Source organism: Mesorhizobium sp. NZP2234, assembly GCF_013170765.1.
GTDB classification, from domain to species: domain Bacteria; phylum Pseudomonadota; class Alphaproteobacteria; order Rhizobiales; family Rhizobiaceae; genus Mesorhizobium; species Mesorhizobium loti_D.
In genome coordinates this window covers 1,715,553-1,737,814 of sequence record NZ_CP033364.1, presented here as the reverse complement: position 1 = coordinate 1,737,814, position 22,262 = coordinate 1,715,553, and the positions used below count along the sequence as shown (strand labels likewise).

Sequence of the window (22,262 nt, the reverse complement as noted above, 5' to 3'; positions counted from 1 at the left end):
GTTAATGAGAGCCAAAGCATGACGTCAAGTGACGAACGCCAACCAAAGTCCCGTCGCGGCCTGTTCTGGCTTGTGACGTTCGTCGTTGTGCTGTTTGCCATCTACAGCGGCGGCTGGTTCTATCTGGCCGGCAGGGTGCGGGCTGAAGCCGACAAGGCGGTTGCCACGCTCAACAAGAGCGGCATCGAAGCCGGCTGCGCCAATCTCCAGGTCAGCGGCTATCCCCTGAGCTTTGCCGTCTCTTGCGACAATTTGGCGTATGAGGACGATGCCAAGAACATCGCGGCCTCGGCCGGCTCCTTCAATGCCGTCGCCCAGATCATCCAGCCTTTGTCGCCGGTCGCCGATCTGCGCGGCCCGCTCAGGACCTCCGTCCCCGGCATGGTGCCGCTGTGGATCGACTGGGACAATCTGCAGGCCAACGTGAAACTGTCATGGCCGCTGCCGCGGCGCATCGCGCTGCAGGCGGAGGGGCTGTCCGGCCAGACCGATCCGGCCGACGACACCGATCCAGTGGAATTGTTCAGCGCCGGCAGGGCGGCCGGCCAGTTGCAGCCGAACGGCGTGGATCTCGACTATGTCGGCAGCTTCACCGATCTGGAGATCGACCCGGATGCGATCGGCGGGCGCGTGCTGCCGGCGCTCGATGCCAGCGGCGATGCCACGCTGAAGAACGGCGTCGCATTGATCGGAACGCAGGTGAAGAGCCTGCGCGGCCAGAGGGTCGATATTCGCAACCTCGATTTGTCGTCGGGCACGGCGAAGGTTACCGTTTCCGGGCCGTTGTCGGTCGATGCCGAAGGCCTTGTCGACGCCGACCTGATGATCAGGATCAAGGATCCGAAGGCTGTCGCCTCCATCCTTGCCGGCGCCATGCCCGAGCAGAAGAACGCGATCGAACAGGGTTTTGCCGCTCTGGCGCTGCTCGGCAGCGAACCATCGATGCCGCTGAAGGTGGTCAAGGGCAAGGCCTCGCTCGGCTTCATCCCGCTCGGCAAGATCAAGCCGGTTCAATAGCGCTGCCATGGCAAGACCAGCGAGGCTCCTGAGTGTCGGCGCGCTGACGCTGGACACCATTCTGCGTGTCGAGACGCTGCCCGCGCATCAGGGAAAATTCATCGCCTCCGACGGCGTCCAGATCGCCTCTGGCATGGCCACCAGCGCGGCCTGCGCCGCGCATCGCCTGGGCGCCGACGTGTCGCTGTGGGCGAGTGCCGGCGATGATCCGGTCGGCGATCAACTGATTGCCGGGATCGAGGCCGAAGGCGTTGACTGCAGCTATGTGCGCCGCGTCAGCGGCGCCCGCTCGGCGCTGGCATCGATCCTGGTCGACGCCCATGGCGAACGCATCATCGTGCCTTTCTATGACAGTTTGGCCCAGACCGATCCCGATTCTTTGCCTTTCGCCGACATCGCAGCATTCGATGCCGTGCTGGCCGACGTGCGCTGGCCGGGTGCCGCGGCCCTTGCCCTGAAGGCGGCACGCGCCGCCGGCCGGCCGGCGATTCTCGACGCCGATACCGCGCCGCTGGCGGTGCTGGAGCAGCTGTTGCCGCTGGCTTCGCACATTGTCGCCTCGGAGCCGGCGGTCCGCATCATATGCGGCCAGGCGCTGGATCTGGAGACCGCCTGCACCGACATGGCCTCCCGCACCGATGCCCTTGTCGCGGTCACCGGCGGCGCGGCGGGCACCTGGTGGTTCGATCGCGCGGCGGGATCATCCCGCCATGTCGCGGCGCCAAGGATCAGGGCGGTCGACACGCTCGCCGCCGGCGACGTCTTTCACGGCGCCTTTGCCGTCGGGCTGGCGGAAGCCATGCCGGTCGAGCAGGCCATGCGCTTTGCCAGTGCCGCCGCCGCGCTCAAGTGCCTGCGCTTCGGCGGCAGGCTCGGCGCGCCGGACCGGGCCGAGACACTGGCGATGGTCGCGGCGACCTGGCCTGAAACAGCCTAAGCAATTCCAGGAAAAGTGTGAAACGGTTTTCCCGGGCAAAGCCCATAGCGCTTTGCCCTTCGGAATTGTGTTAAAACAAAAAGTTAGAGCGGTTCGCCGTTTCCGTGAAGCGGTGAACAGATCTAATTCTTCGACGGGTGCTCCACCGCCTGGCGGCCGAAATCGGGCACGTCGATGTCCTGGCCCGCCTCGATGATCGAACGACGCACGGCCCGGGTGCGGGTGAACAGGTCGAACAGCTTGTCGCCGTCGCCCCAGCGGATCGCCCGCTGCAGGAACGCCAGGTCTTCCGAGAACCGCGCCAGCATTTCGAGGATGGCATCCTTGTTGTGCAGACACACGTCCCGCCACATGGTCGGGTCGGAGGCGGCCAGGCGCGTGAAGTCGCGAAAGCCGGAGGCGGAATATTTGATCACTTCCGTCTTGGTCACCGATTCCAGATCGTCGGCGGTGCCGACGATGTTGTAGGCGATAATGTGCGGCAAATGCGAAACGATGGCGAGCGTCATGTCGTGATGCTGTGGGTCCATCGTGTCGATGTTGGCGCCGCAGCGGCGCCAGAATTCCGACAGCTTCTCCAGCGCGTCCGGATCGGTGCCCGGCAGCGGCGTGAAGATGCACCAGCGATTGTCGAACAGGTCGGCGAAACCGGCATCCGGTCCGGATTTCTCGGTACCCGCCAGCGGATGGCCGGGAATGAAATGGACGCCATCGGGCACATGCGGCTGCATCTGCGCGATGACGGAGGCCTTGGTCGAGCCGACATCGGTGAGGATCGCGCCCTTCTTCAGCGCCGGCGCGATCTCCTGCGCCACCGCGCCGGACGAGCCGACCGGCACCGAGACGATGATCAGATCGGCGTCGCGGACCGCTTCCCTCGCATCGGTCGTATAGGAATCACCCAGCCCAAGCTCCCGCGCCCGCGCCAGCGTCGCCGCGCTGCGGGTCGAGATGGCAACGTGGCCGGCAAGGCCCTCGCGGCGGATGACGCGGGCCAGCGACGAGCCGATCAGGCCGATGCCGACCAGCGCGATCTTTTCAAACATCGGTGATGTCATGGCGTTAGAGCTTTCGGGCGTTCTAGCTTTTCAGGAATGTCGTGAGCGCGGCAACGACGCCGCGATTGGCCTCTTCGGTGCCAACGGTCATGCGCAGCGCGTTGGGGAAGCCGTAGCCGGAAACGCGCCGCAGTATGTAACCGCGCGCGGTCAGGTAATCGTCCGCCGCCGCCGCCGAATGCTTCTGGTCGTCGGGAAAATGAATGAGGAGGAAATTGCCGACGCTGGGCGTTACCCGCAACCCAAGCCCGGTCATCTCTGCGCTCAGCCAGGTGAGCCAGGTCTCGTTATGCGCCACGCTGCGCTCGACATGGGCGCGGTCGCGGATCGCGGCGATGCCGGCCTCGATCGCAGTCGCATTGACATTGAAGGGACCGCGCACGCGGTTGATGGCGTCGACGATGTGCATCGGCCCGTACATCCAGCCGATCCGCGCTCCGCCAAGGCCGATCTTGGAGAAGGTGCGCGTCATCACCACGTTCTCGGCGCTGCCGACCAGTTCGATGCCGGCTTCGTAGTCGTTGCGGCGGACATATTCGGCATAGGCCGCGTCGAGCACCAGCAGCACATGTTTGGGCAGGCCGGCATGCAGGCGGCGCACCTCCTGGAACGGCACATAGGTGCCGGTCGGATTGTTGGGATTGGCGAGGAACACGATCTTGGTTCTCGGCGTGACGGCGGCCAGCATTGCATCGATGTCGGCGCGCTCGTCGGTCTCCTTGACCGCGATCGGCGCGGCGCCGGCCGACTGGATGTAGATCTTGTAGACCATGAAGGCGTGTTCGGTGAATATGGCCTCATCGCCTGGCGCCAGATAGGTCTGTGCCAACAGGCCGAGGATCTCGTCGGAGCCGTTGGAGCAGATAATGTTCTGCGCGTTGAGGCCATGCACCTCGGCGATCGCCTCGCGCAGCCGCCTGGCGGTGCCGTCGGGATAGACGTCGAGCCTGGCGGCGACGTCGCGCGCGGCCTCGATCGCCTTCGGTGACGGACCGAGCGGGTTCTCGTTCGACGACAGCTTGTAGACCTTGGCGACACCGGCCGGCGCCGTGCTCTTGCCGGGCACATAGGCGTCTATGTCCATGATGCCCGCGCGCGGGGTTGGACGTGCCTGATCCGGTGTCTGGTTCATTTTTTGCAAAATCCGTCGAAAATGCCTCCATCCGGAGGCCGCAGCGGAAATACAAGTCATGGCCGGCAATGTCGAGAGGCGGCGGTGGGGCCAGCAGCCGGCCCGGTTTCCGGCCCGGGCTCCGGCATTGACGGCGAGGCGGGCGAGTTCTAGAAGGACAGTGACAGTTCCGTGGTGATTTGGCCGGTCGGCTTGCAGCCACGTTAAACAATTCGCTAAAGGGCCGTTTGCGTGACGTAACCGGCTTTGCGAAGGCAATGCCGGTTTTTTATTGTCCGCGGCCGGCCGGACAAAACGCATCGGCGGCGATTTTTCGTCGGCCATGATGCAGCAAGTGAGTACGTGAATGGCCGCTCCGCGTGCAGGAAAGACCAACAACGAGGCCGACCAACCGTCGAGCCCGGTGTTGCGCTTCGGGCCCGACCAGCCGCTCAAGCTCGACGCCGGCACGCTTTTGTCGCCGTTCCAGATCGCCTACCAGACCTATGGCACGCTGAACGATGCCCGCTCCAATGCCATTCTCGTCTGCCATGCGCTGACCGGCGACCAGCATGTCGCCAACACCAACCCGGTGACCGGCAAGCCGGGCTGGTGGGAAGTGCTGATCGGCCCCGGCAGGATCATCGACACCAACCGTTTCTTCGTCATCTGCTCCAACGTGATCGGTGGCTGCCTGGGCTCCACCGGTCCGGCCTCGACCAACCCCGTCACCGGCAAGCCCTATGGGCTCGACCTGCCTGTCATCACCATTCGCGACATGGTGCGTGCGCAGCAGATGCTGATCGATCATTTCGGCATCGAAAAGCTGTTTTGCGTGCTTGGCGGCTCGATGGGCGGCATGCAGGTGCTGGAATGGGCGTCGAGCTACCCCGAGCGTGTCTTTTCGGCGCTGCCGATCGCCACGGGTGCCCGCCATTCCTCGCAGAACATCGCCTTCCATGAAGTCGGCCGGCAGGCCGTCATGGCCGATCCGGACTGGCACGGCGGCAAATATTTCGAGCACGGCAAGCGCCCGGAAAAGGGCCTGGCGGTGGCGCGCATGGCGGCCCACATCACCTATCTGTCGGAAGCAGCTTTGCACCGTAAATTCGGCCGCAATCTGCAGGATCGCGACCACCTGACTTTCGGCTTCGACGCCGACTTCCAGATCGAAAGCTATCTGCGCCACCAAGGCATGACCTTCGTCGACCGCTTCGACGCAAACTCCTATCTCTACATGACGCGGTCGATGGATTATTTCGACCTCGCCGCCGATCATGGCGGCAGGCTGGCGGATGCCTTTGCCGGCACCAAGACCCGCTTCTGCCTGGTGTCGTTCACATCGGACTGGCTGTTTCCGACCGAGGAGAGCCGCTCCATCGTGCACGCGCTCAACGCCGCCGGCGCCTCGGTATCCTTCGTCGAGATCGAGACCGATCGCGGCCATGACGCCTTCCTGCTCGACGAGCCGGAACTGTTCGCCGCCATCAACGGCTTCATCGGCTCGGCGGCCCGCGCCAGAGGGCTGAGCGCATGACCCCGGAACGTCGCGGACTTTCAGGATCGGGATCATGCGCCACACAGGAGGCGATATCATGAGCGTCAACGGCAGCCAGCGCGTCGACCTCGAGGTCGTCGCCAACCTTATCCCGCCACAGTCGCGCGTGCTCGACGTCGGTTCGGGCGACGGCTCCTTGCTTGAATTGCTGCAGGAAACCAAACAGGTCGACGGTCGCGGGCTTGAACTGTCGCAGCGCGGCGTCAACGAATGTGTGGCGCGCGGCCTCTCTGTCATCCAGGGCGATGCCGACAAGGATCTCGAATTCTATCCCGACAAGGGTTTTGACTTCGTCGTCCTGTCGCAGACCTTGCAGGCGACCCGCAACCCGAAGCTGGTGCTCGACGAACTGCTCAGGATCGGCAACAGGGCGATCGTCTCTTTCCCCAATTTCGGCCATTGGCGGGTGCGCCTGTCGCTGTTCGTCAACGGCCGCATGCCGGTAACCCAGGACTTGCCCTATTCCTGGTACGACACGCCCAACATCCATTTCTGCACCATCCGCGACTTCGTCAACCTGTGTGAGGAGCTTGGCGCGACGGTGGAAAAGGCGACCGCGCTCGACGCCGCCGGCCAGAGGATCGGCCTGTCGATGCCCTGGTGGTTCTGGAACTTCTTCGGCCAGCAGGCGGTGTTCTTGCTGAAGCGATAAGGCACGGAACGTCTAGCCCAGGACATCGGTGGCCTTGTGCGGATGTTCGACACCGTCGGCGAACACCACATCGGATTGGGAATTGTCCGTGCGCAGGGCCAGTATTGCCTGATAAGCGGGCGAATCATACCACCGGCGCATCTGCCGCCGGTCGGGAAATTCGATGATGATGAGGTTGCCCGGCCAATCGTTCTCGATCACCTCCAGATTGCCGCCATGGACCAGGAAGCGACCGCCGAAAGGTTCCAGCGTGGCATCGATCCTGTACAGATATTCGACGATCTGCGGACCCATACTGACCTGGCGCATATGGGCAACGGCGTAAGCGGCCATGACGTAACTCCCTTGTCGAGCGAGGCCGATTTGCCGGCCTCGTGGCTGCAGATTGCCAAAGGGAGTGACGAGACTCGATTACGCCTGAGGTAATAGGCCGACATCGATCCACCGCGCACGAATCACCCTTGAGCGCGAGCGAAACCGCATCCCTATTGGGGCGTGGAGGCCCAAAATCGGCGTTTCACGGTGCCCGGCCGGCTCCGCCAGGCCTACCGGTCGAGTTCCGGGAAATAGGGATCCGACAGGAATCGCCTGTCCCGTTCGCCCTTCAGGCAGTCGATCGGCGCGTCCGCTTCGACGGGAATGATCTCGGCCTTGTCTTGAATGCCGCTCACTTCGAGGATCAGCTTGCGCCGGATGGCGGTGGAAAATTCGGCGGCCGCGTGGATCGGCAGCACGAAGGAGCCAGGCCCGCCGGTCACGCACTGCGCATAATACTGGTCGAGATGGCTGAAGGTCGGCGACGGGTTGATCAGGATCGGCAGGCCGTTGATGACGATGCCTTTGGCGATGGCCGCGTCGCGCGTGGCGGTGACCGGCGGCCCGATATTGTTGGGACCATCGCCCGATATATCGATGACGCTGCGTTCGCCGGCGAAGTTCGTCCTGTCGAAAAGCCCGGCACCGAAGGCAAGCGCGGTGGAAATCGAGGTGCCGCGAAAACTCCGGAACGGGCGCGCCGCCACCTTGTCGGCAAAGCTGTTGGCGCTTTGCGCGCTATCGATGATCTGCCAGCCGATGATCGCGTCATCGCGCACGGTGCCCGCCCATTCGAAATAGGCGAGCGCGATGCGGCCCGTATTGCCGGACCGGACGGCCTGGATGAAGTCGGGATGCCGCAGCGCCTCGACATAGCCGGCGCGTTGCAACGCGAACTCCTTCTCATCCATCGACAACGAGATGTCGACCGCCAGGACCAGTTCGACATCGACCGCCAGCGCCGGTGGCGAGGCAATGGGCGCAGCCTGCGCGCAGGTGAGACAGGCAATCAGAAGAGCATCAAACATGGCGGCGCCAGGGTTGTTTCCCCTGAAAATCTTCCGCCGCGATCACGGCAAAATAAGGTTTTGCGCAGGCAGCCGGAGAAACAGCCTACTTCTTGCGGCGAACGGCGGGTGGCGGATCGATGGCGCCGGCCCTGACACGGGCGGGTTTCAGCGCCGGCGCAGCGGAATCCTTCACGATCGTCAAACCGCGCGGAAAGAACTGATTGTTGTGCTGGCCGCGCCCGATATTGATGATCGTGGCTCCCGTCAGGTGCTTTTCCAGCATCGCCAGCACGCGTCGCAGCGCGGGTCCATCGAACGCATCCATCGCTTCGTCGATGATCACCCATTTCGGCTGCCGCAGGGCGAGCCTGGCCACGCCCAGCAAGCGCTGTTCGTCATCACCCAACTCATGGTCCCACCGCCCGACACGGTCGAGCGACGACGACAGCCGTTCAAGACCTACCTCGGCCAGCACCGCCGAAATGTCGGCATCGCTCGCGGGCGCATGCCCGTTGGCGTGATTGAGCACCTCGCGCAGGGTGCCCGCGGGCAAATACGGGACACGTGGCACGAAGATGAGGGTTTCTCCCGCCGGCAGGCCGATCTTTCCGCCGCCCCAGGGCCAAAGCCCGGCGATGGCGCGGAAGAACAGCGTCTTGCCGGCGCCCGGCTCGCCGGTGATCATGACGCGCTCGCCGGGGCGGATTTCGACATGTTCGTCGGAGAGTTTTGTGCAGCCCTCCGGCGAGGCCACTTCGAGCTTCTCGAAGGTCAGGCTGCCATTGGCATTTTGGTCGAAGGTGATGCGCTTTTCGGTGTCGTGCAGCACATCGGTTTCATTGAGCGCGATACGGAAATCGGCGACGCGCATCAGCGTGGCGCGCCAGTCGGCGATGCTGCCGATATTGTTGATGAACCAGCGCAACGACGAGTGGACCTGGTTGAAGGCGCCGACCGCCATCATCAGCCCGCCAAAGCTGATATCGCCCGAGAAATAGACCGGCGAAGCGACCAGGATCGGTGCCACGACGGTGATCCAGCCATAGGTATCGGTCACCCAGGAGAGGTTGATCTGGGCGGTATAGATGCGCCGCATGGCGCCCAGCACCGTGCCGAGGTCGAGTTCGAGCCGCCGCCTGGCATCGTCCTCGCCATGGTAGAGCGCGATGGCATCGACATTCTCGTTGACGCGCACCATCGAGGAGCGCAGCTCCGCTTCGCGCGTGTAGCGGTCGCTGTTCAGGCTGATGAGCGGGCGCCCGACCAGCCAGCTCAGCCAGGAGGCGGTGCCGGCGTAGAGAAACGCGGCCCAGACCATGTAGCCCGGTATGGCCAGCGACCAGCCGTTGACGTGGAAGACGAAACCCGAGGACAGTTCCCACAGCACCCCGACGAAGGAGACGAGCAGGATGAGCGACTGCAGGAGCCCGACGCCGAGGTCCGTCGACAGGTCCGACAGATGCGCCGCGTCCTGCTGCATGCGCTGATCGGGATTGACGCCGATGGCGCCGGCGTTGGCCAGCCGGAATGCGCGCGCCGGCCGCATCCACTGGTCGATCAGGTCCAGCGTCAGCGCCTCGCGCAGCTTCAGCCGGATCATCTGGTTGAGCCAGGTCTGGCCGATATTGAGCACCAGCAGCCCACCGGCGATCATGGCAAAGACAAGGAGCTGGTGCAGGAAGGCCGCCATGTCACGGCGCGCCAGCGCATCGTAGAAGGGCTGGTTCCAGCGATTGAGCAGGACCTGGCCGATCGATGTCGCGACGATGACGGCCATGATGCCGACCGATGTCCACAGCAACCACCTGCGAACCGGCGATACCACCAGCGCTTGCTTGATCGTCGCGACCTGATCGCGCAGGCTGCTGGCCACGGCGACCGGCTGAACGGTGGCCTGATTGTCCAGTTGATCAGCCATATCAGAAGTCCTTGCGTTCAGGTGCGATGCTGAAACCGGATGAAGAGAGCCGACGGCCGCCGCCCGTGCACGACAGATAGGCCGGAAAAATGCCGCGCGAGGAAAGTTTCCGCGCTGATCACGAAGGTTTCACCTGGCGAGCCGACGTTGCCGCGCCTCCGGCCTCGGCCCGGCGGCCGAGCCGTGTCGCGCCATGCGGCGACAGCACCGGCACGAAGACGCGGCGAGACGCGCGCTGGACCACCGGCACGCCCTGGTAGAGCCGCTTCTGCGCCTCGACGACGATGACACCGGAAAAGATCGGCCACAGCCGCCGGCCGAAGCGCTCCAGCACGTTGTGGAAACGCATCATGAAGCGTCGCCGCGATGGCGGGAAGAACAGCGCATCCGACCACGCCGCGGGCGTGAAATTCGCCTCGCGCAGCAGTTCCGTCAGCTGCCCGCGCGAGAAAGGGCGGCCATTGCCGAACGGCGTGTGCTCGAAGCGCGCCCAGACCCCGCGCCGGTTCGGCACTACGATGACGACACGCCCGGCGGGCGACAGCACCCGCCAGATCTCGTTCAGCGTCTCGCGCGGGTTTTCGACATGTTCGAGCGAATGGACGAGCAACATGCGGTCGATGCAGGAATCGACCAGCGGCAGTTCCTCGTCGAAGACCAGCGCGGTCGCCGTCGGCCCTGTTGCCGGCCAGACCACGGCGCCCTGCGTCGCCGGCATGAAGGCGAAGACCCGCTCGGCATCGGAGCCGAAACGCTCCAGCCAGGGCAAGGTATAGCCGAGACCGACCAGGCGCTCGTTTGGCACGGCGGCCCATATCGAGGACAGAGCCATGGTGATCGAGCGTTCGGCGAACCGGCCGAGCGTTGTCGAGTAGAAGGAGCGAAGGTCGACGATGTCGGAATGCATGTCAGGGATGTAGCCGTGATATCGGCCGGATTCAACAAAGGGCCCTGAGGCGCCCGACATACTAGGATGAGATTCATCGTCCACGGGAATGACATTCGTCATCCCATGGATGACATCCGTCCTCTGGCGCCCTATGTCTGCGGCGACAAAAGGAGAGATGCGATGGCGGTCGAAATCGAGCAGTTCATGTGCCGCACGGACAATTTCGGCGTGCTGGTGCATGACCCCAGGAGCGGGCAGACCGCGATCATCGACGCGCCCGAGGAGGCGCCGATCCTGGCCGCGATCAAGCGCACCGGCTGGACGCCGACGATGATCCTGACCACGCATCATCATATGGATCACGTCGAGGCCAATCTGGCGCTGAAGGAGCGCTTCAAGCTGCGCATCGTCGGCCCGGAGGCGGAAAAGGCCAAAATCCCCGGCATCGACGAGACCGTCGAGGAAGGCTCAATCCTTCATCTCGGCGATGAGCGCATCGAGGTGATCGCCACCCCCGGCCATACCGCCGGGCACGTCTCCTATCATCTGCCGGCATCGCAGGTGGCGTTCACCGCCGATACGCTGTTCGCGCTCGGCTGCGGGCGGCTGTTCGAATGCAAACCGCCTGTGATGTATGATTCTCTGAAGAAACTGGCCGCGCTTCCCACCGCGACGACAATCTATTGCGGCCACGAATATACGCTCGCCAACGCCCGTTTCGCGCTGGCCGTCGACCCGACCAATTCGGCATTGAGGGAGCGCGCAGCCAGGATCGAGGCACTGCGGGTCGACAACAAGCCGACACTGCCGACGACGATCGGCGAGGAACTGTCGACCAATCCCTTCCTGCGCTGGCACGATCCTGCGATCCGCAAGCATCTCGGCATGGAAAAGGCCGGGGATGCCGAGGTGTTCGCCGAAATCCGCAAGCGCAAGGACAATTTCTAAGCCTGGTGGTATCGTCGACCCCATGACGAGTTCCGCGGAAATCATCGCTTTGCTTGGGCTGAAACCGCATCCGGAAGGCGGCTGGTACGCGGAGACATTTCGCGACGAAGCCGGCGGTGCGCGTGGCCATTCGACCGCGATCTACTTCCTGCTGGAACAGCACCAGCTTTCGGCATGGCATCGGGTCAGGGACGCCGCCGAGGTCTGGCATTTCCACGCCGGCGCGCCCCTGGCGCTGTCGATGTGGGAAGAAGGCGCAGCCGTGATCGAGCAGGTGCTGGGCATCGAACTCGCGGCGGGCGAACGGCCGCAGATCGTCGTGCCGGCAGGCTGGTGGCAATCGGCGCGCAGCCTGGGCGACTGGACGCTGGTCGGTTGCACCGTCGCGCCGGGGTTTGATTTCTCCGCCTTCGAACTGGCGGCGCCGGGCTGGAATCCTAACCCAGCAGGAAACCCAGCGTAATCGCGACCTGGGCGGCATAGTACAAGACCCAGACGGCCAAACGCATCCAGCCGCGATGTGGCGAGATCGCCGCGACCAGGAATTTCTCCGTGGCCAGCAGCCCGTCCGATGCCATGAACAGCACCGCGCCGCCGATGACCCAGGCGCTGTTGGTGGTCAGTGCCGCCATGCCCATCGCCAGGATCGCCAGGACATAACAGGCGATCGGAACACGCAGGCTGGGGCCGACGCGGCGCCAGAGCGCGGCCAGCATGACGATCACGAATACCGCCAATGCCAGGGCAATCGCCCCACGCCAGGATTCTGCGCCAAGCAGTGCCAGCCCGCCACCGCTGCGCAGGAACAGCGCGATATAGACGATGTGGGCGACGAGAAAGCTGGCCAAACCGCCGAGAAACGCCTTCTCGCCGTCGCGCGACAGGAACGCGTCGCCAATGGCGCTGAGCGCAAGAGCGGCGACCAGCAGCAGCGGGCCACCTTGCAGCGCCGCCAGCACGGCAAGCATCGCGACCGCGAGCGTCTTTGCCGCCGAGCGGGCGAGCGTCGGCGCCATGCCTGAGGAGAAGGCGTAGATCACCGCCGCCACCAGCGAAAAGATAAGCGTTGCATTGGCGTTGGCGTCGATGCCGCCGGCAAACGGCATCGTCATGCCCCGGCTCCGCTTTCGGATGCGCCGGCCTCGCCCTCAATCGCCGCCGGCTTGCGCAGGAACAGCGACTTCGCCGCGAGCGCCGCGCCGCCGGTGATCAGCACGCAGGCGGCCAGGATGCGCAGCGATGGCTCGGCGACGCCGGCCGCGATCAGCACCAGTGTCGACAGCAGCGGCGCCGCATAGCTCGCCGCGCCCAGCACCTGGATATTGCCGCGCTTGACACCGATGTCCCAGGCATAGAAGGCAGCCCCCACCGGCATCAGGCCAAGGCCAAGCACCGCCAGCCACTGGCCGGCGCCGTCCGGCAGGATCGTTTGCTCCAACGCCAGATGGCAAACGAGCGACAGCACGGCGGTCGCCCCGCAGAACCAGGTGACGATGCTGGTCGGTACCGACGGAAAGCGCCGCGACAGGAGCGAATAGGACGACCACAGCAGGGCGCAGACGGCTGCCATGGTGTAGCCGAACGTGTAGCGCGCGTCGAAGGCCAACCCGCCACCCTTGGTCACGATGAGCACGGTGCCAGCGAGGCCGAGCAGCGCGCCGACGACATGGTTCCACGCCAGTTTTTCGCCCGGCATCAGCGCCGAGCCCAGCACGATCAGCAGCGGCCACAGATAGGCGATCAGGCTCGCCTCCACCGCCGGCGCGTTGCGCAAGGCGGTGAAATAGAAAAAGTGGTAGCCGAACAGGCCGGCAATACCGATGACCCAGACCTGGGGTGGTATCTTCTGGCTCCTGTCGGCGGTTGGCATCAGGAGACGCGCGACAAGACCGACCCCTGTACCGATCGAGAAGGTGATTGCCGACAAAAGGAACGGCGGCACCTTGCCGGATGCGTCGGTGAGCAGCGCCAAGAGCGCCCACATGGCGACCGCCGAAAAGCCGATCAGTGTTGCGCGCCCCATTTTTTCTCCCGTGGCGCGCCCTCTTCTGTTTCCGGTGGCGTGCCTATTGTACCGCTTCGAAACGCCCGGCGCTGATGGTCAAGGTGCCGATCTGCGTTCCGACCGTGGCGTGGATCGGCGCATATACTCCGGTTTGGCCGAGCGGCGCAAACGTCACCATCATGCGGCTTTTGTTCTTGAGATAGTTGAGCGCCTTGCGTCCCTTGCGATAGCCCGCCACCGGCTCGAAACCCATCTGGCAGGTGATGGTATCGCCCTTGTAGCCCGGCACCGAGATCTTGCCTTTCGAGGCGTAGGTCAGCGTCAGGTCGGCGCGCATCTCGCCATCATAGAACTTGACCTTGCGGCCGCAGACCTGGTCGAGACTGTCGGCATGGATGACGGTCGCCGCCATTGGATCGAGCACCGCGGCGAGGTCGCCGGCACCGATCGGCACCCAGGCATTGGGGTCGCGCTTGCCGGGCGCTGGGATTACCTGCGTCGAGGTCACGTTGCCATTGGTAAAGCGGATGTCGATCGCGGACGCCTTCTTGCCGGAGGTGTAATCGGCACGAAATGCCTGCGGCACCATCTTCTGGCCCGAAATCGTGCCCTTGGACGAGATCGTACCCCGCGTGTCGTCGAACAGCTTGGCGAGGCCGGCCGCCGTCACGGTACCGTCGATCGCGTAGGCGCCGTTCTCATAATGGCTTGAGAAGGTCGATCTTGCGATCGTGAGGCCAAGGAACGAGACCGTATATTCTCCTTTGAAGGACTGCGGCGAGGCAGCGGACGCGGCCGACGGCAAGGCGATGGCAAGCACCGAAACAAGTGCGTGAGACAAACGAGGCATGGCGGGATCGGATCCTTGATTTTCGGCCGGAGGCGGGCAACTCCGGTCTGGCATGTCCCTGTAAGACCGCTTATAGGGTGAAATCCGGCCTTAATATGAAATGCCGGGCGCTTCCGTGGGGAAGCCGGAGCTTGACGCCCCGGTGAAATGCAACTATGGAACGCCAACTTTTTCCATAAGGCCGCCTGACCAGAACCGCGCGCCACCCGGCGTGGGCACAAGGGTTTGGCAGGTCCCGAGAGAACTGAAGGTTAGAATTATGTCCCGCACCTGCGAACTCACTGCCAAGGCAGTCCAGACCGGCAACAATGTGAGCCACGCCAACAACAAGACCAAGCGTCGCTTCCTGCCGAACCTCGTCAATGTGACGCTGATCTCGGAAGCGCTGAACCAGAATGTGCGCCTGCGCATCTCGGCCAACGCGCTGCGTTCGGTCGAACATCGCGGCGGCCTCGATGCCTTCCTGGCCAAGGCCGATGCCAAGGAATTGTCGCAGCGCGCGCGCCTGCTGAAGAAGCAGATCGCCAAGAAGCTCGCCGAGCAGGCTGCCGCGTAACGTCGGATAAAGGCGGGGGACGACCGCCCTGGCCGACCTCTTGTTGGCCTCTGGCCAACATTTCGTTGGCCGCGGCATCGGATGGATCCGCAAGGTTCGACAATCCGATGCTCAGCTACGAAGCGAGCACCGCCCGATGGGCAGATGCTCCGCTGGTTCCATTACCCAGGATAAAAAAATGACTTCCTTCTCGCGATATTTGCCCTTCGTGGCCGCCATGGCGCTTGTCGTCGTGGCGTCGAACATTCTGGTGCAGTTCCCGATGCAGGGCCAGATCGGCGGCCTGTCGCTGGCGGACCTGCTTACCTGGGGCGCTTTCACCTATCCCTTCTCGTTCCTCGTCACCGACCTCGCCAACCGCCGCTACGGGCCTGCCGTGGCGCGCCGGATCGTCTTTGTCGGCTTCATGACGGCGGTGGTCTGCTCGATCCTCGTCCCGCCCTTCCTGTTCCGCCATGGCCTGATCGAATTCGAGACCGCCGCGGACCGGCTGGCGCGCATCGCCGCTGCTTCAGGCGCGGCGTTCCTGTCCGCGCAATTGCTTGACGTGACCGTGTTCAACCGGCTGCGCCGGCAAAGCTGGTGGCGGGCGCCGATCGTCGGCACGCTGGTCGGATCGGTGTTCGACACGATGGTCTTCTTCACCGTCGCTTTCTCGGCCGCCTTCGCCTTTGCTGGCCCGAACGATAGCTTTGCGCTCGAAACGGCGCCGCTGATGGGCGTCTTCCATATCGAGGCCATGCGCTGGGTTTCCTGGGCGCTGGGCGATCTCTCGGTGAAATTGATCATTGCCGTGGTCGCGCTTATCCCCTACCGGCTGCTCGCCGCCCGCTGGAGCCAGCCGGCGGTGGCGGCTTAGACCATGCTCCTGGAAGGTGGCCACCGGTTTTCGGAAAAGATCATGGTCAGACAAAGCCCATGATACCTTGGATCCAGCTCGATTCGGCGAAGACTCCGGACGGCGCGCAGGAACTTCGCCTCAAGCGGCGCGGCAGCGAATTCTCGATCATGCTCGGCACCAACGAGCTGATGAACAGCCGCCTCAGCGGCTCAGAGGAAGCGCTGGCGAAACTGTCATGCCAGAGGATTTCGGGCCATCGGCAGCCGAGGATCCTCATCGGCGGCCTTGGCATGGGTTTCACGCTGCGCGCTGCTCTTGCCGAACTCGGCAAGGATGCCAGCGTCACTGTCGCCGAACTGGTGCCCGCCGTGGTCGCCTGGGCGCGCGGCCCGATGGCGGACGTGTTTGGCGGTTGTCTCGACGATCCCCGCGTCACCGTCCAGGAGACCGATGTAGGGCACTCGATACGGTCCGGGCCAGCGGCCTGGGACGCGATCCTGCTCGATGTCGACAATGGCCCCGAAGGCATCGTCCACAAGGGCAATGACGCCCTCTACAGCCTCGCGGGCCTTGGCGCCGCGCGCAGTGCTCTCAAACCAGGCGGCGTGTTGGCGGTGTGGTCGCAGGGGCCGGATACAGGTTTCACGCGGCGGCTCAAGCAGGCGGGTTTCGCTGTCGAGGAGGTCAACACGCGCGCCAACGGCAAGCGTGGCGCGCGCCATGTCATCTGGATCGCCGCCAACGGCTCCTGACCAAAGCCGTCGTCACGCCGCGTCAGGTTTTTGACCTCTGAAGTTCCGCTGCAAGGGCCTCCAGCAGCCCGCGCGTCCCCTCCTCCCGCCCCTTGGCGGAATCGACACCATCGAAGAAGGCGCCCTGCTCGGTATAGGTTAGCCTTGTGCCATCGCCTGTAGGCGTCAGCTCGACGGTGGTCAGCGACACCGACATTGGTTGCGGCCCGATCGCCATCCGGTAGGAAAACACGATGCGCTGGTCCGGAACGATGTCCTGGAACTGGGCGTCGAGCCTGACCTCCGGGCCGCCGCCATAACTGAAGCGCGACACCTCGCCACCGCCGACACGGAAATCGAAGCTGAATTCGGCGATTGTAAAACCGTCGCCTTCGACCCGCCAGCGCCGCACCGTCGCCTTGTCGGCAAAAGCATGGAAGACTTTGGCCGGCGATTGCGGGTAGGTCCGCTCGATGGTGAATGTGGAGTGGATGACGGAATGCTCGTCCTTCACGGGGGCGATCTGGTTCATTGCTTCTCGTCCTTTTGCTGTTCCTGGTTTTTCGGAGGCGGTTGGTCCGTCTCGGCCAGAATTTCACCGAGCCGGTCGAGGTGGCGTTCCGCCGGTATGCGGCGTTCGGCAATCCAGTCGGCGAGCGGGGCAAGCCCACCCGGTTCGATCCGGCAGGTGCGCACCCGCCCGATCTTTTCACTGCGGATCAGCCCGCAGGCTTCCAGCGCCTGCAGATGCTGCAGCACGGCGGCAAACGTCATGCCGAACGGCTCCGCCAGCTGACTGACGGTGGCGGGTCCGCGGCTCAACCGTTCCAGGATCTGGCGACGGGTCGGCTCGACAAGAGCGCGAAGGATGCTGTCGATCTCGGAATAGTTAAGCATGGACTTGAGTATTGCCCTGGCGGCGGCAATTGTCAAGTCTTGACTTAAGTATCTTGACAAAGCCTGACACCCTCCCACGCCCCGAAAGCGGAAGGTTGCGGCGAGGACGCGAGGAAGAACGAGCGGCAACGGCCGCAGATCAGTACAGGCGAAAAGCCTGGGCCCGCCTCATCTGAGGGTGAGCGAAAAGCCGTGTATGGCCGCGCTCAATCCTGGTGGAGGACGAATTCCAGGTAGAGGTTGCGCTGCAGGATCGAGTGGTTGTCATCGGAGATCAGCGACACCATCAGCGCGCCGTCATCGCGGGTCCAGACGTCGAGACCTTCCATATTGTCGATCTGGTAGCCCATGTCGGCGTCCAGCAGCACCGGCCCGTCGGCGACGGCGCCCTTCTCGACGCTCTCGCCATGGATGCGCCTTAGCCGCATCTTGAGCCCGCCCGCCATGGTGAAACTGCGTTCCAGCAGCAAGAGGTCGCCATCCGGCAGGAAGGCGCCATCGGTGATGTCGAAATCGTCGTTGCGCTTGACGGTGAAGACGCCCTTGCGCGGCCCTTCGATGATAGCGGCATAGATATTGCCGGCCTTGTCCAGGCTCTTTTCCGAGACCACGACCAGACCGCCTTCGTGCTGGCCATTGGCATTGGCATGGGCGACCGTCTCGAAGCCGCGGTTCTGGCGCAACTCCCGCGCCGGCACCTGGAAATCGAGTTGCCGGTATGGCGCCTTCATATTGGTCGGGTCGATCCTAAACTGGGATACGCGGTGGTTGCGCTCGAAACCGACCGTGGCGATGCCATCCTTGACCGCAAGGCCCTCGGCGTCGACTTCCCATTTCTCGTCGATCGGCTGCCCGCCCTGGTCGACCATCTGCTGCATGCGGAAGTTCTGGATGGCCACGGGTCGCCTGTCGGCATCACGAGCCACCGTGCCGAAGAACCAGTAGCCGGTGTCGGCCACGCCGATGAAATCGCTGCCCGCTTTCAGAAAGCGGAAGGCAGACAGCGCGCCGAGATCGCGCGATTTCGAGGTCATTTCCAGCCCGCCGACGAATTCGAGCGGACCGAACTGCCTGTCGGCCCGGCCAATGCGGAATTCGGTGATCGGGCGGGCCGAAATCTCGATGGGCTCAACCGGGGCCGGCCCAGCCGCACCGGCTGGCGCCGAAGCAACGCCGGCAAGCAGGGCGATGGCAGCGAAAAGCGTCTGCCGAAACCCGCCCCGCGAAAGGATCATCCGGCGCGCCGCATGCCGCCGCGCCGCGTGTCGCGTACGCTTTCTTCGGCAAACAGCGAGGCCAGCTGCTCGGTCATGGCGCCGGCCAGTTCCTCGGCATCGACGATGGTGACGGCGCGGCGGTAATAGCGCGTGACGTCATGGCCGATGCCGATGGCGAGCAATTCCACCGGCGAGCGCGTCTCGATCAGTTCGATGACGGCGCGCAGGTGCCGCTCGAGGTAATTGCCCGGATTGACCGACAGGGTCGAATCGTCGACCGGCGCGCCGTCAGAGATCATCATCAGGATCTTGCGCTGTTCTGGCCGGGCGATCAGCCGGTTGTGCGCCCACAGCAGTGCCTCGCCGTCGATGTTTTCCTTGAGCAGGCCTTCGCGCATCATCAGGCCGAGATTGCGCCGTGCCCGCCGCCACGGATGGTCGGCGGACTTGTAGATGATGTGGCGCAGATCGTTTAGGCGGCCGGGGTTCGGCGGCTTGCCGTCCTTCAGCCACTTCTCGCGCGCCTGCCCGCCCTTCCACGCCCGCGTGGTGAAGCCGAGGATCTCGACCGAGACACCGCAGCGTTCCAGCGTGCGCGCCAATATGTCGGCGCAGGTGGCGGCGACAGTGATCGGCCGGCCGCGCATCGAGCCCGAATTGTCGAGCACCAGCGTCACAACCGTGTCGCGGAATTTGGTGTCGCGTTCCTGCTTGAAGGACAGCGGCTGCATCGGGTCGATGACGACGCGCACCAGCCGCGCCGGATCGAGGTAGCCTTCTTCCAGGTCGAAATCCCAGGACCGGTTCTGCTGCGCCATCAGCCGGCGCTGCAGACGGTTGGCGAGCCGCCCGACCACGCCCGACAGATTGGCCAGTTGCTTGTCGAGGAAGGCGCGCAGCCGGTCGAGCTCTTCCTCTTCGCAAAGCTCCTCGGCGCCGACCGTCTCGTCGAAAGCGGTGGTGTAGACCTTGTAGTCGATTTCCTTCGGCAGATTGGTGAAGGGATTGTCGTTGCGCCTAGCCTCACCGGGGGTCTCGGCATCGGCGTCGTCATCGTCGGACAGGTCGTCGGCGGTGGCGTCGGAGGCTTCGGTTTCCGACGACTGCTCGTCATCGGCCGAAGCCTCGGCATCCTCGGACTGCGACTGCTCGGAGCCGGAATCCTCTTCGCCGCCCTCCTCGCTCTGCTCCTCGCCTTGCGGCTGGTTGTCGTCATTGTCCTCGGAGTCTTCCGTCTCCTGGTCGTCGCCGAGTTCCTCGGCCATTTCCATGGAGGCGAGCATTTCGCGCACGACGCGGGCGAAGGCCTGCTGGTCGTCGAGCTTGGCCGACAGCCCGTCGAGGTCGGCCTTGGCCTTCTCCTCGACCCAGGGCCGCCAGAGTTCGACCAGCCGCTCGCCGCTCTTCGGGACCGGCCGGCCGGTCAGCTTCTCGCGCACCATCAGCGCCAGCGCTTCCTCGATCGGCGCGTCGGCCTTGTCCTTGACGTCGACGAGGTTGGCCTTGGCGTATTTATCCTCCAGCATCGAGCCGATATTGTCGGCGACGCCCTGCATAGCGCGGCTGCCGATCGCCTCGACGCGGGCCTGCTCGACCGCGTCATAGATGGCGCGCGCCGCCTTGCCTTCCGGCGCCAGCTTGGTGTGGATGCGCGCATCGTGGCAGGCGCGCTTCAGCGCCATGGAATCGCCGAGCCCGCGGGTGATCGCGATATCGGTCTTCGAGGCCTTTTTGGGCAGTTCCGGCAAACGCGCGCGGCTGCCGGCAAGCGCCGGCCGATCCTTGGCGAAGCCGACTTCCATGTCCTTGTCGCCGGCAATGGCGCGCATGCAGACGGTGACGGCGCGCTTGAAGCTGTCGGCTTCAGACCCCGTCTTGGACTTGTTGCGCGTGTTGTCGCCCGGACCCGCCATCGAGGCTCTGCTTAGCCCAGCACCACGTTGGCGGCACTCTCGGGCAGATCCTCGCCGAAGGCGCGCTGATAGAACTCAGCCACCACCGAGCGCTCGAGCTCGTCGCACTTGTTGAGGAAGGTCAGCCGGAACGCCATGCCTATATTGCCGAAGATCTCGGCGTTCTCGGCCCAGGTGATGACCGTACGCGGGCTCATCACGGTCGACAGATCGCCATTGATGAAGGCCGAGCGCGTCATGTCGGCGACGCGCACCATCTTGTTGACGATGTCCTTGCCCTTGCCGTCGCGATAGTGCTTGGCCTTTGCCAGCACGATGTTCACTTCATTGTCGTGCGGCAGGTAGTTCAGCGTGGTGACGATCGACCAGCGGTCCATCTGCGCCTGGTTGATCTGCTGCGTGCCGTGATAGAGGCCGGTGGTGTCGCCGAGGCCGACCGTGTTGGCGGTCGAGAACAGGCGGAACGCCGGATGCGGGCGGATGACCCGGCTCTGGTCGAGCAGCGTCAGCCGGCCCGAGGATTCCAGCACGCGCTGGATGACGAACATCACATCCGGGCGGCCGGCGTCATATTCGTCGAAGCAGAGCGCGACATTGTGCTGGTAGGCCCAGGGCAGGATGCCGTCGCGGAATTCGGTGACCTGCAGCCCGTCCTTGACGACGATCGCGTCCTTGCCGACGAGATCGATACGGCTGACATGGCTGTCGAGGTTGACGCGCACGCAGGGCCAGTTGAGGCGGGCCGCGACCTGTTCGATATGGGTCGACTTGCCGGTGCCGTGATAGCCCGACACCATGACGCGGCGGTTGTAGGCAAAGCCGGCGAGGATCGCCAGCGTCGTTGCCTTGTCGAACAGATAGTCGGGATCGACGTCAGGCACATGTTCTGATGTCACCGAATAGGCCGGCACCACCATCTTGGAGTCGAAGCCGAATTTCTCCTTAACCGACACCGTCGTGTCGGGCAGGTTGGCGATGTCGCGATCGACCTTGTTCATATCTCTCAACGTCTCCACGGGCGAAACGTCCCGTTTCGCCGGCAATCGATTTTGTTCGGGGGCGGTCTTAAAGCCTTTTCCAACCTTATGAAAGTTGGAAAACGACACAAACCATAGGGTCGCTCAGCACAGGCCCGCCTGTTTGAGCACGCGATAGGCTTGCAGCACATCGCGGAACCGGTCTTCCGAACCTCTGTCGCCACCATTCGCATCCGGATGGTGACGCTTCACCAGTTCCTTATAGCGCGCCTTGATATCCTTGCCAGTCGCCTTTGTATCAAGGCCAAGCGTTTCCAGCGCCTTGGCCTCAAGCGGCTTGGCCTTGCGCTCGCGCGCCTCGCGCGGATCCTTCGGTCCCTTGAACAGGTCGAACGGGTCGCGCATGCGGTTGTAGTAGCCGGCGCGGCCGGAGCGCATCTGCGCCATATCGGGCGACGCCATCCCGGGAGAGGTACGCGTCGAGGCGCCGTTGACGCCCATCTTCCAGGTCGGCCGGTGGCCGGTCATCGCTTCCTTCTGGAAGCGCGCCACCTCGGTATCCGGCACGCCGGAGAAATAGTTGAAGCCCTTGTTGTACTCGCGCACATGGTCGAAGCAGAAGCGGAAATACTCGCCCTCCTTCATGCGTCCGACCGGCGCGCGATGGGTGCCCGGCTCCTTGCAGCCGTCCCACTGGCAGATCGGCGAGTGCGACTTCAGCTCCGCGTCCTTGTCGGGGCGGACGCGAATCTTCTCGAAATATTTGGGATACGGCTTCATCTCACCCATTTATGGGGCGTTCGCAGATGCGAAACAAGAATTGACATTTTCGCGATCATCGCCCTAACCGCTGAATCGCGGC

The 22,262-nt window shown here is 64.1% G+C and carries 24 protein-coding genes and 1 riboswitch; of the genes, 9 read left to right on the top strand and 15 right to left on the bottom strand.

What is annotated here, in order from left to right; all coding sequences use genetic code 11:
• Positions 1-18: 18 nt before the first annotated feature.
• Both EB230_RS08515 and EB230_RS08510 read left to right on the top strand, forming a co-directional pair.
• The gene (locus EB230_RS08515; protein ID WP_056576052.1) at positions 19-1,017 is read left to right on the top strand and encodes a DUF2125 domain-containing protein; all 999 of its coding nucleotides are present in this window, start codon (positions 19-21) and stop codon (positions 1,015-1,017) included.
• A 7-nt stretch (positions 1,018-1,024) separates the two neighbouring features.
• Entirely contained in the window at positions 1,025-1,954 is a 930-nt protein-coding gene (locus tag EB230_RS08510; RefSeq protein ID WP_056576050.1) for a sugar kinase, read from the top strand.
• A gap of 122 nt (positions 1,955-2,076) precedes the next feature.
• Here EB230_RS08510 and EB230_RS08505 read toward each other — a convergent pair whose 3' ends face one another.
• On the bottom strand, positions 2,077-3,012 hold the full coding sequence (locus tag EB230_RS08505; protein WP_171883278.1) for a prephenate/arogenate dehydrogenase family protein: 936 nt from the start codon (positions 3,010-3,012) through the stop codon (positions 2,077-2,079).
• 22 nt (positions 3,013-3,034) lie between these two features.
• Complete coding sequence (gene hisC / locus EB230_RS08500; protein ID WP_172372054.1) at positions 3,035-4,144, bottom strand: histidinol-phosphate transaminase; 1,110 nt, start codon at positions 4,142-4,144, stop codon at positions 3,035-3,037.
• A 161-nt stretch (positions 4,145-4,305) separates the two neighbouring features.
• A riboswitch (SAM riboswitch) is annotated at positions 4,306-4,383 on the top strand.
• Positions 4,384-4,490: 107 nt separating this feature from the next.
• Here hisC and EB230_RS08495 point away from each other — a divergent pair.
• Complete coding sequence (locus EB230_RS08495; RefSeq protein ID WP_056576042.1) at positions 4,491-5,660, top strand: homoserine O-acetyltransferase; 1,170 nt, start codon at positions 4,491-4,493, stop codon at positions 5,658-5,660.
• 58 nt (positions 5,661-5,718) lie between these two features.
• Entirely contained in the window at positions 5,719-6,333 is a 615-nt protein-coding gene (gene metW, locus EB230_RS08490; RefSeq protein ID WP_172372053.1) for a methionine biosynthesis protein MetW, read from the top strand.
• A gap of 12 nt (positions 6,334-6,345) precedes the next feature.
• On the opposite strand, the gene EB230_RS08485 is transcribed toward metW, so the two are convergent.
• From EB230_RS08485 to EB230_RS08470, 4 genes are all read right to left on the bottom strand, one after another.
• A complete protein-coding gene (locus tag EB230_RS08485; RefSeq protein WP_172372052.1) occupies positions 6,346-6,666 on the bottom strand; it encodes a DUF1330 domain-containing protein in 321 nt (106 codons plus the stop codon).
• A gap of 212 nt (positions 6,667-6,878) precedes the next feature.
• Positions 6,879-7,676 carry a DUF1194 domain-containing protein gene (locus EB230_RS08480; protein WP_056576036.1) on the bottom strand — a complete coding sequence of 266 codons (798 nt, stop codon included), beginning with the start codon at positions 7,674-7,676 and terminating at the stop codon, positions 6,879-6,881.
• 85 nt (positions 7,677-7,761) lie between these two features.
• Positions 7,762-9,576 (bottom strand): ABC transporter ATP-binding protein/permease, encoded by a 1,815-nt coding sequence (locus EB230_RS08475; protein ID WP_056576033.1) that lies wholly within the window; start codon positions 9,574-9,576, stop codon positions 7,762-7,764.
• Positions 9,577-9,694: 118 nt separating this feature from the next.
• Positions 9,695-10,483, bottom strand: a complete 789-nt coding sequence (locus EB230_RS08470; RefSeq protein ID WP_056576031.1) for a methyltransferase domain-containing protein — start codon at positions 10,481-10,483, stop codon at positions 9,695-9,697.
• Between the two features lie 162 nt (positions 10,484-10,645).
• On the opposite strand from EB230_RS08470, the gene gloB reads away from it, so the two are divergent.
• Together gloB and EB230_RS08460 are read left to right on the top strand one after the other, a co-directional pair.
• On the top strand, positions 10,646-11,413 hold the full coding sequence (gene gloB, locus EB230_RS08465) for a hydroxyacylglutathione hydrolase (protein WP_172372049.1): 768 nt from the start codon (positions 10,646-10,648) through the stop codon (positions 11,411-11,413).
• A 22-nt stretch (positions 11,414-11,435) separates the two neighbouring features.
• Positions 11,436-11,876 carry a cupin domain-containing protein gene (locus tag EB230_RS08460; RefSeq protein WP_172372046.1) on the top strand — a complete coding sequence of 147 codons (441 nt, stop codon included), beginning with the start codon at positions 11,436-11,438 and terminating at the stop codon, positions 11,874-11,876.
• Here the strand turns inward: EB230_RS08460 and EB230_RS08455 are convergent.
• From EB230_RS08455 to EB230_RS08445, 3 genes are read right to left on the bottom strand one after another with little or no spacing between them, the layout of a single operon-like run.
• On the bottom strand, positions 11,851-12,525 hold the full coding sequence (locus EB230_RS08455) for a lysoplasmalogenase (protein WP_056576024.1): 675 nt from the start codon (positions 12,523-12,525) through the stop codon (positions 11,851-11,853). The genes EB230_RS08460 and EB230_RS08455 overlap by 26 nt on opposite strands.
• Complete coding sequence (locus EB230_RS08450; RefSeq protein WP_172372044.1) at positions 12,522-13,436, bottom strand: EamA family transporter; 915 nt, start codon at positions 13,434-13,436, stop codon at positions 12,522-12,524. The genes EB230_RS08455 and EB230_RS08450 overlap by 4 nt, the downstream gene beginning before the upstream one ends.
• Before the next feature lie 43 nt (positions 13,437-13,479).
• Positions 13,480-14,268, bottom strand: a complete 789-nt coding sequence (locus EB230_RS08445) for a DUF3108 domain-containing protein (protein ID WP_172372042.1) — start codon at positions 14,266-14,268, stop codon at positions 13,480-13,482.
• A 259-nt stretch (positions 14,269-14,527) separates the two neighbouring features.
• On the opposite strand from EB230_RS08445, the gene rpmB reads away from it, so the two are divergent.
• The 3 genes from rpmB (at position 14,528) to EB230_RS08430 (ending at position 16,417) form a co-directional block, all read left to right on the top strand.
• Positions 14,528-14,824, top strand: coding sequence for a 50S ribosomal protein L28 (gene rpmB, locus EB230_RS08440; RefSeq protein WP_056576014.1), 297 nt, complete (start codon positions 14,528-14,530; stop codon positions 14,822-14,824).
• Between the two features lie 178 nt (positions 14,825-15,002).
• Positions 15,003-15,683: a queuosine precursor transporter gene (locus EB230_RS08435; protein ID WP_172348375.1), complete on the top strand. Its 681-nt coding sequence runs from the start codon at positions 15,003-15,005 to the stop codon at positions 15,681-15,683.
• Between the two features lie 59 nt (positions 15,684-15,742).
• Entirely contained in the window at positions 15,743-16,417 is a 675-nt protein-coding gene (locus EB230_RS08430) for a hypothetical protein (RefSeq protein WP_172372039.1), read from the top strand.
• 22 nt (positions 16,418-16,439) lie between these two features.
• On the opposite strand, the gene EB230_RS08425 is transcribed toward EB230_RS08430, so the two are convergent.
• The 6 genes from EB230_RS08425 to EB230_RS08400 form a co-directional block, all read right to left on the bottom strand.
• Positions 16,440-16,928: an SRPBCC family protein gene (locus EB230_RS08425; protein WP_172372037.1), complete on the bottom strand. Its 489-nt coding sequence runs from the start codon at positions 16,926-16,928 to the stop codon at positions 16,440-16,442.
• On the bottom strand, positions 16,925-17,293 hold the full coding sequence (locus EB230_RS08420; protein WP_172375025.1) for a metalloregulator ArsR/SmtB family transcription factor: 369 nt from the start codon (positions 17,291-17,293) through the stop codon (positions 16,925-16,927). The genes EB230_RS08425 and EB230_RS08420 overlap by 4 nt, the downstream gene beginning before the upstream one ends.
• Positions 17,294-17,499: 206 nt before the next feature.
• Positions 17,500-18,528, bottom strand: a complete 1,029-nt coding sequence (locus tag EB230_RS08415; RefSeq protein WP_172372034.1) for an esterase-like activity of phytase family protein — start codon at positions 18,526-18,528, stop codon at positions 17,500-17,502.
• Positions 18,525-20,423, bottom strand: coding sequence for a cobaltochelatase subunit CobT (gene cobT, locus EB230_RS08410; protein ID WP_056576004.1), 1,899 nt, complete (start codon positions 20,421-20,423; stop codon positions 18,525-18,527). The genes EB230_RS08415 and cobT overlap by 4 nt, the downstream gene beginning before the upstream one ends.
• 11 nt (positions 20,424-20,434) lie before the next feature.
• The gene (gene cobS, locus EB230_RS08405) at positions 20,435-21,421 is read right to left on the bottom strand and encodes a cobaltochelatase subunit CobS (protein WP_056576002.1); all 987 of its coding nucleotides are present in this window, start codon (positions 21,419-21,421) and stop codon (positions 20,435-20,437) included.
• A 123-nt stretch (positions 21,422-21,544) separates the two neighbouring features.
• The gene (locus EB230_RS08400) at positions 21,545-22,189 is read right to left on the bottom strand and encodes a J domain-containing protein (protein WP_056576000.1); all 645 of its coding nucleotides are present in this window, start codon (positions 22,187-22,189) and stop codon (positions 21,545-21,547) included.
• Positions 22,190-22,262 lie beyond the last annotated feature (73 nt).

Excerpts from the sequence above, each read along its gene's own strand:
- rpmB (WP_056576014.1), top strand. The coding sequence starts at position 14,528 with ATGTCCCGCACCTGCGAACTCACTGCCAAGGCAGTCCAGACCGGCAAC.
- EB230_RS08480 (WP_056576036.1), bottom strand. The coding sequence starts at position 7,676 with ATGTTTGATGCTCTTCTGATTGCCTGTCTCACCTGCGCGCAGGCTGCG.
- EB230_RS08425 (WP_172372037.1), bottom strand. The coding sequence starts at position 16,928 with ATGAACCAGATCGCCCCCGTGAAGGACGAGCATTCCGTCATCCACTCC.
- EB230_RS08470 (WP_056576031.1), bottom strand. The coding sequence starts at position 10,483 with ATGCATTCCGACATCGTCGACCTTCGCTCCTTCTACTCGACAACGCTC.
- cobS (WP_056576002.1), bottom strand. The coding sequence starts at position 21,421 with ATGAACAAGGTCGATCGCGACATCGCCAACCTGCCCGACACGACGGTG.
- EB230_RS08430 (WP_172372039.1), top strand. The coding sequence starts at position 15,743 with ATGATACCTTGGATCCAGCTCGATTCGGCGAAGACTCCGGACGGCGCG.
- metW (WP_172372053.1), top strand. The coding sequence starts at position 5,719 with ATGAGCGTCAACGGCAGCCAGCGCGTCGACCTCGAGGTCGTCGCCAAC.
- EB230_RS08455 (WP_056576024.1), bottom strand. The coding sequence starts at position 12,525 with ATGACGATGCCGTTTGCCGGCGGCATCGACGCCAACGCCAATGCAACG.
- EB230_RS08450 (WP_172372044.1), bottom strand. The coding sequence starts at position 13,436 with ATGGGGCGCGCAACACTGATCGGCTTTTCGGCGGTCGCCATGTGGGCG.
- EB230_RS08475 (WP_056576033.1), bottom strand. The coding sequence starts at position 9,576 with ATGGCTGATCAACTGGACAATCAGGCCACCGTTCAGCCGGTCGCCGTG.
- EB230_RS08485 (WP_172372052.1), bottom strand. The coding sequence starts at position 6,666 with ATGGCCGCTTACGCCGTTGCCCATATGCGCCAGGTCAGTATGGGTCCG.
- EB230_RS08435 (WP_172348375.1), top strand. The coding sequence starts at position 15,003 with ATGACTTCCTTCTCGCGATATTTGCCCTTCGTGGCCGCCATGGCGCTT.
- EB230_RS08515 (WP_056576052.1), top strand. The coding sequence starts at position 19 with ATGACGTCAAGTGACGAACGCCAACCAAAGTCCCGTCGCGGCCTGTTC.
- EB230_RS08415 (WP_172372034.1), bottom strand. The coding sequence starts at position 18,528 with ATGATCCTTTCGCGGGGCGGGTTTCGGCAGACGCTTTTCGCTGCCATC.
- gloB (WP_172372049.1), top strand. The coding sequence starts at position 10,646 with ATGGCGGTCGAAATCGAGCAGTTCATGTGCCGCACGGACAATTTCGGC.
- EB230_RS08420 (WP_172375025.1), bottom strand. The coding sequence starts at position 17,293 with ATGCTTAACTATTCCGAGATCGACAGCATCCTTCGCGCTCTTGTCGAG.
- EB230_RS08445 (WP_172372042.1), bottom strand. The coding sequence starts at position 14,268 with ATGCCTCGTTTGTCTCACGCACTTGTTTCGGTGCTTGCCATCGCCTTG.
- hisC (WP_172372054.1), bottom strand. The coding sequence starts at position 4,144 with ATGAACCAGACACCGGATCAGGCACGTCCAACCCCGCGCGCGGGCATC.
- EB230_RS08495 (WP_056576042.1), top strand. The coding sequence starts at position 4,491 with ATGGCCGCTCCGCGTGCAGGAAAGACCAACAACGAGGCCGACCAACCG.
- cobT (WP_056576004.1), bottom strand. The coding sequence starts at position 20,423 with ATGGCGGGTCCGGGCGACAACACGCGCAACAAGTCCAAGACGGGGTCT.
- EB230_RS08400 (WP_056576000.1), bottom strand. The coding sequence starts at position 22,189 with ATGGGTGAGATGAAGCCGTATCCCAAATATTTCGAGAAGATTCGCGTC.
- EB230_RS08505 (WP_171883278.1), bottom strand. The coding sequence starts at position 3,012 with ATGACATCACCGATGTTTGAAAAGATCGCGCTGGTCGGCATCGGCCTG.
- EB230_RS08510 (WP_056576050.1), top strand. The coding sequence starts at position 1,025 with ATGGCAAGACCAGCGAGGCTCCTGAGTGTCGGCGCGCTGACGCTGGAC.
- EB230_RS08460 (WP_172372046.1), top strand. The coding sequence starts at position 11,436 with ATGACGAGTTCCGCGGAAATCATCGCTTTGCTTGGGCTGAAACCGCAT.